This is a genomic window from Streptomyces sp. NPDC002156 (genome assembly GCF_053593675.1).
Genome location: NZ_JBSFDA010000212.1, coordinates 1 through 16,008, shown reverse-complemented (window position 1 = coordinate 16,008; position 16,008 = coordinate 1). Strand labels below are relative to the sequence as shown.

The 16,008-nt window shown below is 70.2% G+C and carries 14 protein-coding genes and 4 tRNA genes; 12 read left to right on the top strand and 6 right to left on the bottom strand.

The annotated features are described in order from the left end of the window. Nucleotides 1–95 precede the first annotated feature (95 nt). From ACWCRB_RS44290 to ACWCRB_RS44280, 3 genes are all read right to left on the bottom strand, one after another. The gene (locus ACWCRB_RS44290) at nucleotides 96–413 is read right to left on the bottom strand and encodes a hypothetical protein (RefSeq protein WP_451001482.1); all 318 of its coding nucleotides are present in this window, start codon (nucleotides 411–413) and stop codon (nucleotides 96–98) included. A gap of 127 nt (nucleotides 414–540) precedes the next feature. Next, nucleotides 541–614: transfer RNA gene (locus ACWCRB_RS44285), tRNA-Phe, on the bottom strand. A 31-nt stretch (nucleotides 615–645) separates the two neighbouring features. After that, nucleotides 646–720 (bottom strand) — tRNA-Asp (locus ACWCRB_RS44280). A gap of 301 nt (nucleotides 721–1,021) precedes the next feature. On the opposite strand from ACWCRB_RS44280, the gene ACWCRB_RS44275 reads away from it, so the two are divergent. Beyond that, nucleotides 1,022–1,213, top strand: coding sequence for a CsbD family protein (locus tag ACWCRB_RS44275; protein ID WP_451001481.1), 192 nt, complete (start codon nucleotides 1,022–1,024; stop codon nucleotides 1,211–1,213). Between the two features lie 274 nt (nucleotides 1,214–1,487). Here ACWCRB_RS44275 and ACWCRB_RS44270 read toward each other — a convergent pair whose 3' ends face one another. Continuing rightward, the gene (locus ACWCRB_RS44270) at nucleotides 1,488–2,195 is read right to left on the bottom strand and encodes an ANTAR domain-containing protein (protein WP_451001480.1); all 708 of its coding nucleotides are present in this window, start codon (nucleotides 2,193–2,195) and stop codon (nucleotides 1,488–1,490) included. Nucleotides 2,196–2,328: 133 nt separating this feature from the next. Here ACWCRB_RS44270 and ACWCRB_RS44265 point away from each other — a divergent pair, with 133 nt between their 5' ends. Both ACWCRB_RS44265 and ACWCRB_RS44260 read left to right on the top strand, forming a co-directional pair. Continuing rightward, nucleotides 2,329–2,700, top strand: coding sequence for a helix-turn-helix transcriptional regulator (locus tag ACWCRB_RS44265; RefSeq protein WP_451001479.1), 372 nt, complete (start codon nucleotides 2,329–2,331; stop codon nucleotides 2,698–2,700). Nucleotides 2,701–2,773: 73 nt separating this feature from the next. Then, nucleotides 2,774–3,037: a hypothetical protein gene (locus ACWCRB_RS44260; RefSeq protein WP_451001478.1), complete on the top strand. Its 264-nt coding sequence runs from the start codon at nucleotides 2,774–2,776 to the stop codon at nucleotides 3,035–3,037. 81 nt (nucleotides 3,038–3,118) lie between these two features. Here ACWCRB_RS44260 and ACWCRB_RS44255 read toward each other — a convergent pair. Both ACWCRB_RS44255 and ACWCRB_RS44250 read right to left on the bottom strand, forming a co-directional pair. Beyond that, nucleotides 3,119–3,191 (bottom strand) — tRNA-Glu (locus tag ACWCRB_RS44255). A 48-nt stretch (nucleotides 3,192–3,239) separates the two neighbouring features. After that, nucleotides 3,240–4,844 carry a metallophosphoesterase family protein gene (locus ACWCRB_RS44250; protein ID WP_451001477.1) on the bottom strand — a complete coding sequence of 535 codons (1,605 nt, stop codon included), beginning with the start codon at nucleotides 4,842–4,844 and terminating at the stop codon, nucleotides 3,240–3,242. 127 nt (nucleotides 4,845–4,971) lie between these two features. On the opposite strand from ACWCRB_RS44250, the gene ACWCRB_RS44245 reads away from it, so the two are divergent. From ACWCRB_RS44245 to ACWCRB_RS44205, 9 genes are all read left to right on the top strand, one after another. Further along, on the top strand, nucleotides 4,972–5,322 hold the full coding sequence (locus tag ACWCRB_RS44245) for a metallopeptidase family protein (RefSeq protein WP_369037246.1): 351 nt from the start codon (nucleotides 4,972–4,974) through the stop codon (nucleotides 5,320–5,322). Nucleotides 5,323–5,737: 415 nt separating this feature from the next. Next, nucleotides 5,738–6,304, top strand: coding sequence for a hypothetical protein (locus tag ACWCRB_RS44240; protein ID WP_451001476.1), 567 nt, complete (start codon nucleotides 5,738–5,740; stop codon nucleotides 6,302–6,304). A 236-nt stretch (nucleotides 6,305–6,540) separates the two neighbouring features. Next, nucleotides 6,541–8,778 carry a DEAD/DEAH box helicase gene (locus tag ACWCRB_RS44235; RefSeq protein ID WP_451001475.1) on the top strand — a complete coding sequence of 746 codons (2,238 nt, stop codon included), beginning with the start codon at nucleotides 6,541–6,543 and terminating at the stop codon, nucleotides 8,776–8,778. 254 nt (nucleotides 8,779–9,032) lie between these two features. Then, nucleotides 9,033–11,072 carry a LamG domain-containing protein gene (locus tag ACWCRB_RS44230; RefSeq protein ID WP_451001474.1) on the top strand — a complete coding sequence of 680 codons (2,040 nt, stop codon included), beginning with the start codon at nucleotides 9,033–9,035 and terminating at the stop codon, nucleotides 11,070–11,072. 88 nt (nucleotides 11,073–11,160) lie between these two features. Then, nucleotides 11,161–12,696, top strand: coding sequence for an amino acid permease (locus ACWCRB_RS44225; protein WP_451001473.1), 1,536 nt, complete (start codon nucleotides 11,161–11,163; stop codon nucleotides 12,694–12,696). 120 nt (nucleotides 12,697–12,816) lie between these two features. Next, nucleotides 12,817–12,889, top strand: a tRNA-Lys gene (locus tag ACWCRB_RS44220). 401 nt (nucleotides 12,890–13,290) lie between these two features. Next, on the top strand, nucleotides 13,291–13,494 hold the full coding sequence (locus tag ACWCRB_RS44215; protein WP_369037241.1) for a cold-shock protein: 204 nt from the start codon (nucleotides 13,291–13,293) through the stop codon (nucleotides 13,492–13,494). A gap of 292 nt (nucleotides 13,495–13,786) precedes the next feature. After that, nucleotides 13,787–15,313, top strand: a complete 1,527-nt coding sequence (locus ACWCRB_RS44210; RefSeq protein ID WP_451001472.1) for a DEAD/DEAH box helicase — start codon at nucleotides 13,787–13,789, stop codon at nucleotides 15,311–15,313. 293 nt (nucleotides 15,314–15,606) lie between these two features. Next, entirely contained in the window at nucleotides 15,607–15,915 is a 309-nt protein-coding gene (locus ACWCRB_RS44205; RefSeq protein ID WP_451001471.1) for an SCO5918 family protein, read from the top strand. Nucleotides 15,916–16,008: the final 93 nt, after the last annotated feature.

Sequence of the window (16,008 nt, the reverse complement as noted above, 5' to 3'; positions counted from 1 at the left end):
GTTCAGGCCGAAAGGGGGGGTCTGGGGGCGCAGCCCCCAGGGATGGGACGGGTAGGGGCGGCGGGGGCGAAGAAGCCAGGCCCGGGCCGCCCCCCTCACACCCCGGACGACCCAGTCACCGTCTCCACCGTCTCCGTACCCCGCCGCCCCGTATCCCCCAACGCAATCGTCTTCGCGGTGTTGGACACCGCCTTGATGCTCAGATACGCGGTCGTCAGCGTGCTGACAGCCGTGAACGCCGCCGTCAGGATCCCGACGACAACCGCCGAGTCCCCATGCAGACGCCACACGCCGGCGATCGCGACCCCGGATATGGCGACGTTGCTGATGATCACAGCCAGCAGCCCATACAGCGCCCGGCTCCTCTCCAGCGCGTCATGATCCTGCTTGACCCTTGCCCCGCCCTGACCCATCGTCCCCGCTCCGCCCCGCCACTCACCGCACTGTCCCGACCGGCCAGAACCTAGCGCCGCCCGCAACCCCCTGCCAACCGTGGACACGACAAAGGCCCCGTCCGTTATGGACGGGGCCTTCGGGTTGTGGCTGGGGCCGGGGTCGAACCGGCGACCTATCGCTTTTCAGGCGATCGCTCGTACCAACTGAGCTACCCAGCCACGAGGTTTCACGTGAAACATGTAACCTCAGCGGTCCTGACGGGATTTGAACCCGCGGCCTCCACCTTGACAGGGTGGCGAGCACTCCAAACTGCTCCACAGGACCTTGCTGTTGTGTGCGACGTAAGTCTCGCACACCGTCTCGTGTGCTCCCAACGGGTTTCCCGGCTGGCTGACGGGCTGAAGTCGCTGGAAAAGCGTATCAGACCACGGGCCATGCTCCGCGCACGCGAATACCGCGCGACAACGCAGGTGGAAGGGCATGCCGTCCGGATTGCCGGGTGTCCCGGAGCCTCGCGCGCTGCCGCGTTTGGCCGGAGCAGGGGTGGGGCACCCGGCGATGAAGTCGACGGGCAGCAGGACGTTCACCGTCCCGTTCGCCCCCACCCTCATCCCCAGGAGGAGTCATGGTCGACAAGGGTCGGACCGACAAGGTCAAGGGCAAGGCCAAGGAAGTGACAGGCAAGGCCACCGGCGACCGCGAGCAGGAGCTGGAAGGCAAGCTCGAGCAGGCTCGCGGCGAGGCCAAGAAGATCAGGGGCAAGGCCCAGGAGCAGGTCGAGAGGGACACGCGCTCGGCGAGGCGGGACCGCGGCTGAGTCCGCTGCCCCAACGAGTCCGCCGAATCCGCTGGGATCGCCGCGCGGTCCGTTTGCGCGAGGCGTGCCGGGTACTCGGAAGGCCAATCCGAGAACTTAGGAGGTGCCTCCCTCATGGAACCCGGCACCAGTACGGACACCCGGCCGACGGCCGGGGACGACGAGCGTGAGCCGGAGAGCCCCGATCAGGAGAGCCACATCATCCGTGGCGAGGACTGAACAGGGCTGAAGAGGACTGAAGAGGACTGATAAGGGCTGACGAGAACTGACACGGTCACCGGTCTTCCGGCACTGCCCGGAGCCTGGTGACCGTCTCGGCGATCTGGTCCTGGAACAGCTCGGGGAGGTCGTCGCCCGTGACGGCGCCGACCAGGCTGTCGGCCACCTCGTGCAGCTTGGTGTTGGTGTTCTGGGAGACCGAGACCAGCACCTGCCAGGCGTCGTCGGCGCTCAGACCGAAGGACGCCATGAGGACGCCACGGGCCAGGTCGATGACCGGCCGCGTCTGCATGGCCCGCCGGAGCTGAACCACTTCGACACGCAGATCCAGATCCAGATCTAGGCCCGCCTCGCCGGGCGAGGTGATCTCCGCCCCGGCTACCGCGCCGGCTGCCACCCCGGCTTCCTCGGTCTCTCCGGTGGCAGTGAACAGTGGCAGCGTGCCGGTGAGCGACAGCAGCCGGAGGACCGCGGTGCCGGCCGCCCGTATGGTGATGATCTTTCCCTCGTCGAGGGCGCGCATACGGAGACGCAGCAAGGCGTTCAGGCCGGAGCAGTCGCAGAAGTCGACGCCGGTCAGGTCGAGGTCGATGCCGCGGTCCGAGCCGGCGAGGGCCTGGCGCAGGCCGTTGTGCAGTGCCCGTTCGGTGACGAGGTCGATCGTTCCGGACACCACGACGAGCGTTCCGTGGTCCGAGGGGCGTGTCTCGATCTGCAGCAGCGGGGCCCCGGTGAGCTGCGTAGAAACTCCACGTTCTGACATCGCGGCCACTCCGTAGGCATCGGTCCGTGCCTGCTCAGTTCAGGTTCGGTCCGGAGGGTGTCATACGTCAAGAGATACATGAAACGAAGTTCGGCCTTTTGAATGCGTGAATCGATCGGCCTATCCTGGCTGCATGCCTGAAGTACCCGAGTCACACACCGGTTGGACGTTCCTCACCAATCACTCCCGTGTGCTGGCCGCGATCGCGGAGGATCCCACCACCCGGATCCGCGACATCGCCGCACGTTGCAGGCTCACGGAGCGGGCCGTACAGAAGATCGTCTCGGATCTGGAGTCGGCCGGTTATCTCACCCACACCCGTCAGGGACGCTCCAACGCGTACCGCATCGAGGACGGGACCATCCTGCGGCACCCCGCCGACGAGGGGCTGACCGTGGCACGGCTGCTGTCCCTCCTCGCCCGGCATGACGCCGGACGCGCCGAGGGGCAGCGCGAGCTGCAGTCGACGGCCCCGCACGCGCGAAGCTCCGAGGACGACGCGTGACGCGTTGAGCGAGTCCCCCGTGGGTACCCGCGTCCCCGACCGTTACGGGCCTTGCCGACGAAGGGACAGCGCTGTGAGCGACTACCGCACGGAAACCCCGGGGGAGGATGGGGACAAGGCGCGGCCTAAGCCTGTCCCTAGGGATCTGCCCGATCAGCAGGCGGGCGCCGACGGCGACCCCGACCCCTGGGAGCCGGCCGACGAGGACCCGGCGGCGGACGAGCGGCCCGATCCGGAGGTCCCCGACACGGACGAGGCCGGTACGGGCAAGCGTGGCGCCCCGCACTCCGGCAGCGGGCGCCCCGAGCATCCCGTACCCGACGAGCCGTCCGCCTGACAGCCGGTCCCGCGGAGCCCCCAGAAGCACGAAATGGCGGCCACCCCACGAACTCGGGATGCCGCCAACCGTACTTACAAGTGCCCCCAACGGGATTCGAACCCGTGCTACCGCCTTGAAAGGGCGGCGTCCTAGGCCGCTAGACGATGAGGGCGGGGCCGCGAGAAGCATAGGTGATGGCGGGGAGGTTCGCCAAAACGGTTTACGGGGGTGGGGTGGACGCGGGTGAGGGGGACGGCGAGGGCGAGGGAACCGGTGTCGCGCCCGGCTGGTTCTCCTTCGGGAGATGGCGGCTCACCTCCGCCGTCGTCAGTCCGAGGCCGCCCAGTTTGATCTCGTCCCAGGCCTGGAGGCGACGTGTGTCGCGGTCGAAGTAGAGGACGGACGTCTCGATCTGGTCCGGGTTCCGCTTCTCCAGCGCGCGCAGCCCGCTGCCGCCCGTCGAGCCCTCGATACGCAGCCTCGTGCCCTTCTCCATGACCTCCATCTCCGCGTGGTGGAGGTGTCCGGCCAGGACGAGCGGGACCACGCCGTCGGTCCGCCGGGCCGCGTCCGGCTCGTGGACCATCGCGATGTCGACCGGTGTGCCCAGGGTCCGCTGGTCGCGGATGGCCGAGGCCAGCCGGTCGCCCGCCACCACCTGGTCCTGGCCGCCGTCCTCCTCGCCCGCCGAGCGGTCCGGGGTGAACGCCGGGTCGCCGATGCCCGCGAAGCGCAGCCCTCCGACGGTGACCGAGCGGCCCTCGTCCAGGACCTGCACGTTCTTCATGCGCTGCAGATAGCGCTGGGTGAGCTGCGAGTCGTGGTTGCCGCGGACCCAGACGTACGGGGCTCCGAGGTCCTTGATCGGGTCCAGGAAGGCGTTCTCGGCCGCCGTGCCGTGGTCCATGGTGTCGCCGGTGTCGACGATGACGTTGATCTTGTACTGCTCCACCAGCGACGCGATGATCTTCCAGCTCGCCGGGTTGAGGTGGATGTCGGACACGTGCAGGACCCGGATCGTGGCGGGGTCCGGCTGGTAGGTCGGGAGCGTGGAGGTGACGTCGTACAGCTTCGTCATGTTCGTCACCAGACGCGCCAACTCCTTCTGGTAGATGTCGAATTCGGTGACGATGCTGCGCGCGTTGCCGACCAGGGAGGGGGCGGAGGAGAGGAGCCCGGAGAACTTCGGTTCGAGGACCGATTTGGGGTTCCAGGTCGCGTACGCCGTCGCTCCCGACGCCATCAGGAGGGTGAGGGCGAGGCCGCCGGCCGCCAGGGCCCGGCGGGGGCGGCGGTAGACCACGAGGCCGAGGGCGGTGGCTCCGGAGACGACGGCCACGCAGGAGCGTACGGCCAGGTCGAGGGTGCCGTGGCCGACGTCCTGGGCCACCTCGTCCTGGAGGCCGGAGAGGCGTTCGGGGTGGTCGACGAGGGCCTGGGCGCGGACCGGGTCCAGCTGGTCGACGTTGACGTCGAGGCGGACGGGCGCGGTGTGGCTGCTCAGTTCGAGGGCGCCCAGCGGGGAGACGTTGATCTTCGTGCCGCCGGTGAGGGAGGGGCGAAGGGTCATGGTCGTGTTCATCGGGCCGACCGGCGCGCGTACGTTGCCGACGATCAGCAGCCCCAGCCAGGCACCCAGAAGGACCACCGCGACCAGACCCAGCACGCGGGTCCAGGGGTGCGGCTGATGGACCAGCTCGGCGGCCGGATGCGCGCGGCGGGCGCGGTATCGGCCGGTGAGAGCGGTCAGCGGGCGGGTGAGGGAGCGGGGGTCGGTGGGGCGGGTGCTTCGGGGGTGCGGGGTGTTGGCGGGTACGCGTGCCATTGGTCCCGTATGCCCAAGGGGCGGCGCGGCTATGCGGGGCGGTGTCGTCCGTACGGCCGGGGCGGTGACTCTCGTACGGCCCGGTCCGTAGCCCCCGTACGGCCGACTCGTACCGGACAATGGGCGTGTGCTGGAGATGACGCGCGAGGAGTTCGAGGAATTGGTCGCCCAGGCGCTGGACCGGATTCCGCCTGAGCTGACGCGGCTGATGGACAACGTCGCGGTGTTCGTCGAGGACGAGCCACCGGCGGACGATCCCGAGCTGCTCGGGCTCTACGAGGGGACGCCGTTGACCGATCGCGGGGAGTGGTACGCGGGGGTACTGCCCGACCGGATCACGATCTACCGGGGGCCGACCCTGCGCATGTGCGAGACACGGGACGACGTGGTCGCGGAGACCGAAGTGACCGTCGTACACGAGATCGCCCACCACTTCGGGATCGACGACGAGCGGCTGCATGCCCTGGGGTACGGCTGAGGGGGCTGAGGCCGGGAGGTCGGTGGGCCGGGCGCCCCGCCGCTCGGCCGGCACCGCCCGCCGCATTTGCCCGGGGACGTCAGCTGTAGCCGGTCCGGGCCGGCACCGGCCGCCTGCTCATCGCGGTCGGGCGGTGTCTGGTACCCGAGCGTCACGTTCGCCTGGTGGCAGGGGTGGCGGGTTCACCTGCCGGGGGCACGGTCGGTGGGCCGGGGCGTTGGATGTGGCCCGTTCCGGGTGGCGTTGCCCGGCTGCGCATCGCGGCCGGGCGGGGCGTCGGCCGATGCCGGGATGCCATGTTCGCCCGGCGGCTGCGGCCGGGGCGTGCAGAGGCTCTTGTGGGGCGCGTGTCTTCTTGTGGGCGACGGGAGTTGAGCACGTTGACTCCTCGACTCTCCACCGGAGGTGGCTGCCCGTGCGCCCCTTGCATGTACCTGTCCGACTGGCCGCCACCGTCGTGGCCGTCGCAGCCGCCGCAGGCTGTATGAGCGTGGGTGACGACGACGGCGGCCGGGTCAAGCCCTCCCACTCCGCGGGGCAGAAGGGCGGCGAGGCGCCCGACGGGGGCGCGGCGGTGACCGGTGGTGGTGGTTCCGGGTGGGCCGGTGGGTCCGACGGCGGCGGCAAGCACGGGCACGGGAAGGGCAAGGGGGACTCGAAGGGGGCCAGTGGGGCGCCTGCTTCTCCCGGTGCCTCGCCGTCCGCCGGGCACAGCGTGCCGGCGTCGGCGCCCGCCAAGCCGGGCGGTGGCAGCGCCGGGCCCGTCGTCCCCGGGGAGCCCACGCCGACGAAGGCGCAGCCGACGCCGACGAAGACCGCCGAGCCGGAACCGGAGCCGCCTGTGGAATCGCCCACACCGCCGCCGCCCCCGCCGTCCTCCCCGGTCGCGGAACCGTCCTCCTCGGCGCACGAACCACCACAACAGGCCCAGCCGCAACTGCTGACCCGGGAGCCCGCGCCGGAGGTCGGGTCACCTGTCTAGTCAGGAGGGTCCGGGAGGGTGCTGACCTGCGAGGACGGTACCCAGTTTGCCTAAGGGGGTGGTGGGTGCGTATGGTGGTAGATCGTTTGATCCCATTGCCTGGCGCCTTGAATAGACGCGCCGCGTGTGGCGCGTACTCTCCCTTGCCGTGGCTGACCGCATTGAGGCGGTCGAATTGCGAAAACACGGAGTTGACGGGCGCGTGCCGACGAGACTCCGGAAGGTTTCGCATTCGCATGTCCATTTCCAGTACTGATCACATCGTCGTGCCCGAGAACGACGAGGTCATCGACCTCGACGCCGTCGAGACGACCGACTCCGCCGCCGACGTCACCGACGTCGAGGCCGGCGAGCCGCAGGTCACCTTCAGCGACCTCGGTCTCCCCGAGAACGTCGTGCGCAAGCTCGCGCAGAACGGTGTGACCAGCCCCTTCCCGATCCAGGCGGCGACCATCCCGGACGCCCTGGCCGGCAAGGACATCCTCGGTCGGGGCCGCACCGGCTCCGGCAAGACCCTCTCCTTCGGTCTGCCCGTGCTGGCGCGTCTCACCGGCGGCCAGACCGAGAAGAAGAAGCCCCGCGCGATCATCCTCACGCCGACGCGTGAACTCGCGATGCAGGTCGCGGACGCGCTCCAGCCCTACGGCGACGTCGTCGGCCTGAAGATGAAGGTCGTCTGCGGCGGTACGTCGATGGGCAACCAGATCTACGCCCTGGAGCGCGGCGTCGACATCCTCGTCGCCACGCCGGGCCGTCTCCGCGACATCATCAACCGCGGCGCCTGCTCCCTGCAGAACGTCGAGGTCGCCGTCCTCGACGAGGCCGACCAGATGTCCGACCTGGGCTTCCTGCCCGAGGTCACCGAGCTGCTCGACCAGATCCCCGGCGGCGGCCAGCGCATGCTGTTCTCGGCCACGATGGAGAACGAGATCTCCACGCTGGTCAAGCGCTACCTGACCAACCCGGTCACGCACGAGGTCGACAGCGCCCAGGGCAACGTCACGACGATGTCCCACCACATCCTCATCGTGAAGCCCAAGGACAAGGCGCCGGTCACGGCCGCGATCGCCTCCCGCAAGGGCCGCACGATCATCTTCGTCCGTACGCAGCTCGGCGCCGACCGTGTCGCCGAACAGCTCATCGAGTCGGGCGTCAAGGCCGACGCCCTGCACGGCGGTATGACCCAGGGCGCCCGCACCCGGACCCTGGCCGACTTCAAGGACGGTTACGTCAACGTCCTCGTCGCCACCGACGTCGCCGCCCGCGGTATCCACGTCGACGGCATCGACCTGGTCCTGAACGTGGACCCGGCCGGCGACCACAAGGACTACCTGCACCGCGCGGGCCGCACGGCGCGAGCCGGCCGCACGGGCACGGTCGTCTCCCTGTCCCTGCCGCACCAGCGGCGCCAGATCTTCCGGCTGATGGAGGACGCGGGCGTCGACGCCGGGCGTCACATCATCCAGGGCGGCGCGGCCTTCGAGCCGGACGTGGCCGAGATCACCGGCGCCCGTTCGATGACCGAGGTCCAGGCCGAGTCCGCGGGCAACGCCGCCCAGCAGGCCGAGCGTGAGGTCTCGCAGCTCACCAAGGAGCTGGAGCGTGCCACGCGGCGCGCCTCCGAACTCCGCGAGGAGGCCGACCGCCTGACGGCGCGTGCGGCTCGCGAGCGGGGCGAGGACCCGGAGGCGGCCGTTGCCGCGGTCGCGGCTGTGGCCGAGGCCGCCGCTGTCGAGGCCGCCGCCGCTGCGGAGGCTCCGGTGCGCGAGGAGCCGCGTCAGCAGCGTGACGAGCGGGGCAACTACGAGCGCCGCGACCGGTCGTCGGGTTCGGGTGGCTTCAACCGTGACGGTGACCGTGGTGGCCGTTCCTTCGAGCGTCGTGACGAGCGTCCCTCGGGCGGCTTCCGTCGCGATGACCGTCGTGACGGTGGCGGCGACCGTGGTGGCTTCCGCCGCGACGACCGCCCGTCGGGTGGCTTCCGCCGGGACGACCGCCGTGACAACGACCGTGGTGGCCGTTCCTTCGACCGCCGTGACGAGCGTCCCGCGGGTGGCGGCTTCCGTCGCGACGACCGTCCCGCCAGTGGCGACCGTGGTGGCTTCCGCCGCGACGACCGCCCGTCTGGTGGCTTCAACCGTGACAACGACCGTGGCGGCCGCTCCTTCGAGCGTCGCGACGAGCGTCCCGCGGGTGGCGGCTTCCGCCGCGACAACGACCGTCCCACCGGCGGTGACCGTGGTGGCTTCCGCCGCGACGACCGCCCGGCCACCGGTCACCGTGGCAGCGACCGCCCCTTCAACCGCGACCGTCAGGGCGACCGTCCCACCGGCGGCGGCTTCCGCTCCGGCGGCCACGACCGCCCGTACGGCCGCCGCGACGACCACCGTGGCACGGGTTCGGGCTCCGGCTCGGGTACCGGTTCCTCCTTCGGCCGCCGCGACGAGAAGCCGCGCTGGAAGCGCAACGGCTGATCATCACCGGGTGATCGCTGACTGATCGCCGACTGACTGTTGAAGGGCCCGTACGACTTCGGTCGTACGGGCCCTTCGGCGTGCCGCCGCCGCGCCCTCCCGGCAGGCGAAAATCCCAACTCGCTTGTCAGCGGCGGCTGTTACGATCCGGCGCGAATCGGATGATCCGGCGGGGAGCCGGATCTGGGGGAGGGAATCCGTTGAGTCCGTTGAATCCGTTATCTCGTCATGCCTTCGCTCGCTGCGGCATCGCCGTGGCGCTCGCGTCGTCGGCCGTCGTCGCAGCGCCATGGGCGGCTTCCGCCGCCGAGAACAGACCGCCGTCCCAGCCCGCGCTGTCCGAACTGACCACCGGGGGCAAGGCGTGCGTCGGCGGTGCGGACCGGCCGTACGTCGGTACGCGGCCGACGCTAGAGGCGGTTCTCCGCGACCCGGACGGGGGTCGCGTGAGCGCCGAGTTCGAGGTGTCCTGGACGGACGCCTCGGGTGCGGGGCAGGTGCGCGGTACGGTCCAGACGACCGCCAAGTCCAGTGGTTCCACGTTCAGTTGGACCGTGCCGACCGACGTGCCCGCGTTCACCGACGTGAGTTGGCGGGTGCGGGCGAGTGACGGCACGCTGTGGGGGCCGTGGAGTTCCGACGGCGGCAGTGGGGCCTGCGAGTTCGTGTACGACACCGAGGCGCCCGCGAAGCCCTCGGTCTCGTCGCCCGAGTACCCGGACGACAACGAGGGCTGGCACGACGGGGTGGGCGTGTACGGCACGTTCACCGTCGACTCCACGTCGGACGACACGGTGTCGTACGTCTACGACTTCCTCGGCGGGCCGCAGCAGAGAGCCGTACCGGACGAGCCCGGCGGGCCCGTGGAGCTGCGCCGGCTGCCGCAGTCGTCGGGCCGCCACGTGCTGTCCGTCCAGGCCGTCGACCGGGCGGGCAACGTGAGCGCGACCGCCACCTACTCGTTCCGGGTGGGTGAGGGCCGTACGCCCGTCGCCGCCTGGACGCTCGCCGACGCGGCCGGGTCGAGCGAGGCCTCGGCGGAAGCGGGCGGCCTGGCTGCCGTGTCGGGCGGCGGGGTCGTGTTCGGCGCGGCGGGTCCCGCGCGGACCTCGGTGATGGGGGCCGTCGGCCTCGACGGGTCGGACTCCGCGTATCTGACGAGCGGCGCACCCGCCGTCGACACCGGCGAGGCCTTCTCCGTGAGCGCCTGGGTGCGGCCGGACTCCGTCGACGCGGACATGACGGCCGTAAGCCAAGGCAGCGGCGGGACGGACGGGTTCGGGCTCGGGACCGAGGACGGCGCCTGGTCGTTCAGGGTCGGCGGCTCGGTCGTACGAGGCGGTCTGCCGGAGGCGGGTGACTGGGCGCATCTCACCGGGGTGTACGACCCGGTCGCCGGCACGGCCCGGCTGTATGTGAACGGGCGGGAGGCAGGCACGGCCGAGAACGTCACCGCCTCCTCGGCACCCGGAAACCTCCAGATCGGCCGCACGCCGACCGGCGAGGCGGGGAACTGGCGCGGTGCGCTGGCCGGCGTCCGGGTGTGGGACCGCATCGTCGTCGGCGCCGAGGCCGCCGGGGCGGCGAAGCGGGCCACTGTGAGCGAGGGGTACTGGGCCCTCGACGAGGCGGTCGGTGGCAGCAGCCCGGAGCGGGACGGCGGGCAGCCACTGACGCTCGGCGGGGACGCGTCGATCTACCGCGACGACGAGCCCTGCGACTGGCTCGACCCGGACTGCCTGCCGAGCCAGTCCCCGATCTTCGGCGCCGGACACCTCCTGCTGGACGGCGACGGGGACTTCGCCGCGACCGACGGCCAGGGCATCGCCGCCGGGGACAGCTTCTCGGTCGCCGCGCACGTACGGATCGACGCGGCGGCCCAGGACCGGCCGATGACGGTGCTGTCGGTGCGGGGCGCGGACAACTCCCTTGCCGAGGTGCGCTATTCGGGGGCCTCGCAGCAGTGGGAGGTGGCTCTGACTGACACGAACGGCGAGCCGCTCACGCTCACCGCGCAGGGTGCGTGGGCATCCCCGGACGACGTCCACCACCTCGCGCTCGTGTACGACGACGAGGCCGACGAGATCCTGCTCTACGCCGACGGGCAGCTGTCGGCGAGGACGTCGTACCGGCCCGGCTGGACGGCGTCGGGTGACCTGCAGATCGGCCGGTCGCAGGGCGCGGAGGGCTGGGGCGGCTACCTGCAGGGAGCGGTCGACGAGGTGCATGCCTACGCGGGCGCACTCACCGCAACCCAGGTGGCTCACTTGGCGGCCGGCGCGACGGACGTCTGACAGCTGGGCGGAGACGGAGAAGTGTTTCCGGCCAACTGAATCCTGATGTGGCGCATGTCATACCCCCGGCAAGGGAATTGCTGGGGGCATGACAGATGACGCCACAACGACTGGGCTGTCGGACGAGGAACGGCTTGCCCAGCTCGGTTACACCCAGGTCCTCGCCCGCCGTATGTCGGCGTTCTCCAACTACGCGGTCTCCTTCACGATCATCTCGGTCCTGTCGGGCTGCCTGACCCTCTACCTCTTCGGCATGAACACGGGCGGCCCGGCCGTGATCACGTGGGGCTGGGTCGCCGTAGGCCTCATGACCCTCTTCGTGGGTCTGGCGATGGCCGAGATCTGTTCGGCCTACCCGACCTCCGCGGGCCTCTACTTCTGGGCCCACCGGCTCGCCCCGCCCCGCACGGCTGCCGCCTGGGCCTGGTTCACGGGGTGGTTCAACGTGCTCGGGCAGGTCGCCGTGACCGCCGGGATCGACTTCGGGGCGGCGTCCTTCCTGGGCGCCTACCTGAACCTGCAGTTCGACTTCGAGGTCACACCGGGCAGCACGATCCTGCTCTTCGCCGGCATCCTCGTCCTGCACGGCCTCCTCAACACCTTCGGCGTCCGCATCGTGGGTCTGCTGAACAGCGTCAGCGTGTGGTGGCACGTGGTGGGTGTGATCGTCATCGTCGGCGCGCTGACCTTCGTACCGGACGAACACCAGTCCGCATCCTTCGTCTTCACCGAGTTCGTGAACAACACGGGCTGGGGGAGCGGTGTGTACGTGGTCGCCCTGGGCCTCCTGATGGCCCAGTACACCTTCACCGGCTACGACGCCTCCGCACACATGACCGAGGAGACCCACGACGCCTCCACGGCGGGCCCCAAGGGCATCGTCCGCTCCATCTGGACGTCGTGGATAGCGGGTTTCGTGCTGCTGTTGGGCTTCACCTTCGCCATCCAGTCGTACGACGACACGCTCGCCTCCCCGACCGGCGTGCCGCCCGCCCAGATCCTCCTCGACGCGCTCGGCGCGACCGCGGGCAAGCTGTTCCTGCTGGTGGTGATCGGGGCTCAGCTGTTCTGCGGCATGGCGTCGGTCACGGCGAACTCCCGCATGATCTACGCCTTCTCCCGCGACGGCGCCCTTCCCTTCTCCCACATATGGCACACGGTCAGCCCCCGCACCCGTACCCCCGTCGCGGCGGTCTGGCTGGCGGCGTTCGGCGCACTGGTCCTCGGACTCCCCTACCTGATCAACGTGACGGCGTATGCGGCCGTGACGTCGATCGCCGTGATCGGTCTCTACATCGCCTACGTCATCCCGACGCTCCTGCGGCTGCGCAAGGGCGAGGCGTTCGAGCGGGGGCCGTGGCATCTGGGCCGTTGGTCGCGCGTGATCGGCGTGGTGTCGGTGGCGTGGGTGGCCGTGATCACGGTGCTGTTCATGCTGCCCCAGGTCGCACCGGTGACCTGGGAGACCTTCAACTACGCCCCGATCGCCGTCCTGGTGGTACTGGGCTTCGCGGCGGCGTGGTGGGTGGCCTCGGCGCGGTACTGGTTCCTGAATCCGGAACATGAGCGGACCAGGGCGCGGGAGGCGGCTCGCAAGGGGGCGGTCGAACCGGTCGATCTGTAGCGAGGGCACCCATTTCTCCGCATGGGCCGCCACCCTGTGGTGGAGCGACCCGGCCGTGTCTCGGATACCCGATCGGAGACACGGCCGGGTCCGGCTATGCTCGGGGGTGCAACATCGCTGGGACCCTTAGCTCAATTGGCAGAGCAGTGGACTTTTAATCCATTGGTTGTGGGTTCGAGTCCCACAGGGTCTACCGTTCGACCCCAGGCCGGGAGGTAACCGGCCTGGGGTCTACGTGTGTTCGGATGGCCGGCCCTCCGGGTGTTCACGGGGGCACGGCGCAGCACGCATGTCGTGCAGTGGTCCAGGAGCGCCCAGGTGACTCCCTCCGTCGGGCGCACCCCCATATCTGTGGTCGCGAGCTGAGATGTTGGTGGAGCGCGCGGGCAGGTTATTTGCCGCAATAAACAGTGGGAAATTTCTTGGCGGATCCGGGTCGTTGCGGTGTGCTACTGTCGATAAAAGTTGCAGTTGCAGTTGTGGTTCCCGAAATTTAGACTTCCGGTTTCTTTCCGGGCGGGGCAATCATCGCGGCGACACGGAGTCCGCACGGTGCGGATCCCGTTATGCACTGCCCCCCGAAGGAGATATGACATGCCTGCAGGCACCGTGAAGTGGTTCAACGCGGAAAAGGGTTTCGGCTTCATCGAGCAGGACGGTGGCGGCCCGGACGTGTTCGCCCACTACTCGAACATCGCCGCCCAGGGCTTCCGTGAGCTGCTCGAAGGCCAGAAGGTGACCTTCGACATCGCGCAGGGCCAGAAGGGCCCGACGGCTGAGAACATCGTTCTCGCCTGACGCTGACGCGTACTGTGCAGCTGGGGCCCGCATCCCTCGGGGTGCGGGCCCCAGCTGCATGCATTTCTCGCAGTGGGTTCACCTGCGAGAAGGCGGCTTCGAGGAGTCCGTGGGCGGAGAATATGCCCTGGATATCGTATCCGCCTCTGGTGTCTGTTTTACCGGCTGCGTCGCGCTGATTGACTGCCGGCCAGATTTACTTTCGCATTCCATCGGCCCATTCTTGCAATTGTCCGCGCCGCTCGTTGCTGCGGAAATTCCTAGATGTGAGCCGCATCGAGGAAGGTTCCGCATGAACCGCACACGTACGAACGACCGCTCCGCCCGCACCCGCAACGGCAGTGCCGCTTCCGGACGAAGGAGCGGCGGCCGAGTCGGCTCGTCGGCCGCGAGCCGGTCCGGGAGGCCGAGCCGGTCCGGCGGTCACGGCGGTTCCGGCCGCCGATCCGCCGCGGTCCAGGGGGAGTTCGCCCTCCCCGAAACGATCACCCCGGCTCTTCCCGCCGTGGAGGGCTTCGCCGATCTCGACATGCCCAAGGCACTGCTGGCCGCACTCGGCTCGCAGGGCGTGACCGTCCCCTTCCCGATCCAGGCCGCGACCCTGCCGAACTCCCTGGCCGGCCGGGACGTACTGGGCCGCGGGCGCACCGGCTCCGGCAAGACCCTCGCTTTCGGGCTGGCGCTGCTGGCCCGTACGGTCGGGCGGCGCGCCGACGCCAGGCAGCCGCTGGGGCTGGTCCTCGTACCGACGCGTGAGCTGGCGCAGCAGGTCACCGACGCGCTCACCCCGTACGCCCGTGCCGTGCGGCTGCGGCTGGCCACGGTGGTGGGCGGGATGCCGATCGGCAGGCAGGCCAGCGCGCTGCGCGGCGGTGCCGAGATCGTCGTCGCCACCCCCGGACGCCTCAAGGACCTCATCGACCGCGGCGACTGCCGACTGGACCAGGTCTCCATCACCGTCCTCGACGAGGCCGACCAGATGGCCGACATGGGTTTCATGCCGCAGGTCACCGCCCTGCTCGACCAGGTCCGCCCCGAGGGCCAGCGCATGCTGTTCTCCGCCACCCTCGACCGGAACGTCGACCTGCTCGTGCGCCGCTACCTCACGGACCCCGTCGTGCACTCCGTCGACCCCTCGGCCGGCGCGGTCACGACGATGGAGCACCACGTGCTGCACGTCCACGGCGCCGACAAGCACAAGGCCACCGTCGAGATCGCCGCCCGTGACGGCCGCGTGATCATGTTCCTCGACACCAAGCACGCCGTCGACCGCCTCACCGAGCAGCTCCTGCACAGCGGGGTACGGGCTGCCGCGCTGCACGGCGGGAAGTCGCAGCCGCAGCGCACCCGCACGCTGGCGCAGTTCAAGACCGGGCACGTCAACGTGCTGGTGGCGACCAACGTCGCGGCGCGCGGCATCCACGTCGACAACCTCGACCTCGTCGTCAACGTCGACCCGCCGACCGACCACAAGGACTACCTCCACCGCGGCGGCAGGACCGCCCGTGCCGGTGAGTCCGGCAGCGTCGTCACCCTGGTCACCCCGAACCAGCGCCGCGACATGACTCGCCTCATGGCAGCGGCCGGCATCGTCCCGCAGACCGCCCAGATCCGTGTCGGCGACGAGGCACTGCACCGCATCACCGGCGCCCAGGCCCCCTCGGGCATCCCGGTCGTCATCACCACGCCGGTGGCCGAACGCCCCAAGAGGCGCGGCGACGCCTCGAAGCGCAACGCCGCCTCACGCGGTCGACGCAGCTCCGCCTCGGCGGCCCGCCGCGCGTCCGCACGGCAGTCCACCGTCGGCGCGGCGGCGTAGCACCGAGGCACAGCACAACGCTGCGGAACCCTCGTGATCAGTCGGCCCGGTCACCCGGGCCCGGCTTGCCGCCGTCCGGGACAGCCGCAGCCGCACGGACCGGATCCGTCCGAGTGACATCACCGACGGCGGCGGGCTCTTCGCCTCACCGCGGACCGCGGGGGCCGCAGCCGAGGACGCGCTGCCCCACGGGCGGCTCGGGCGCCTGCCCGTGGTCGGTGAGCACGGCAGCGCCCCGGGCGTCCTCGCCCTCTCCCCCGTCTCCCTTTGTCCCCTTCTCTCTGTGAGGCATCATGCGCTGTGTCATCGCACGCTTCCCGTTCGACCTGACCAAGAGCGGCGTGCTGGAGTCGATGAAGGGTGTCAAACCCGAGCCGATCACCGGCGAGTCCGTGATCATCGGACGACGCCACTACCCCGTCAAGCAGGTCGGCCAGGTCGTCACCCGCCAGGACCCCCGCGATTTCAGCGCCGGCGAAGTCGTGCGGGCCATGGCCAGGCTCGGCTTCACCTGCGGCACTGCGCCCGAGGCCGCCCCCGTGCGTGACGACAGCCCGTTCGAGCGGGCTTCCGCGCTGCTCGGCACCCCCGTGTCCGTCTGACCGACCGGATCGGCGCGAGCCGAACAGCATCCGAACAGCAGTGAGGGCCCGACCGGCACACCCCGGTGGGGCCCTCACAGGGTGCAGTGCAGT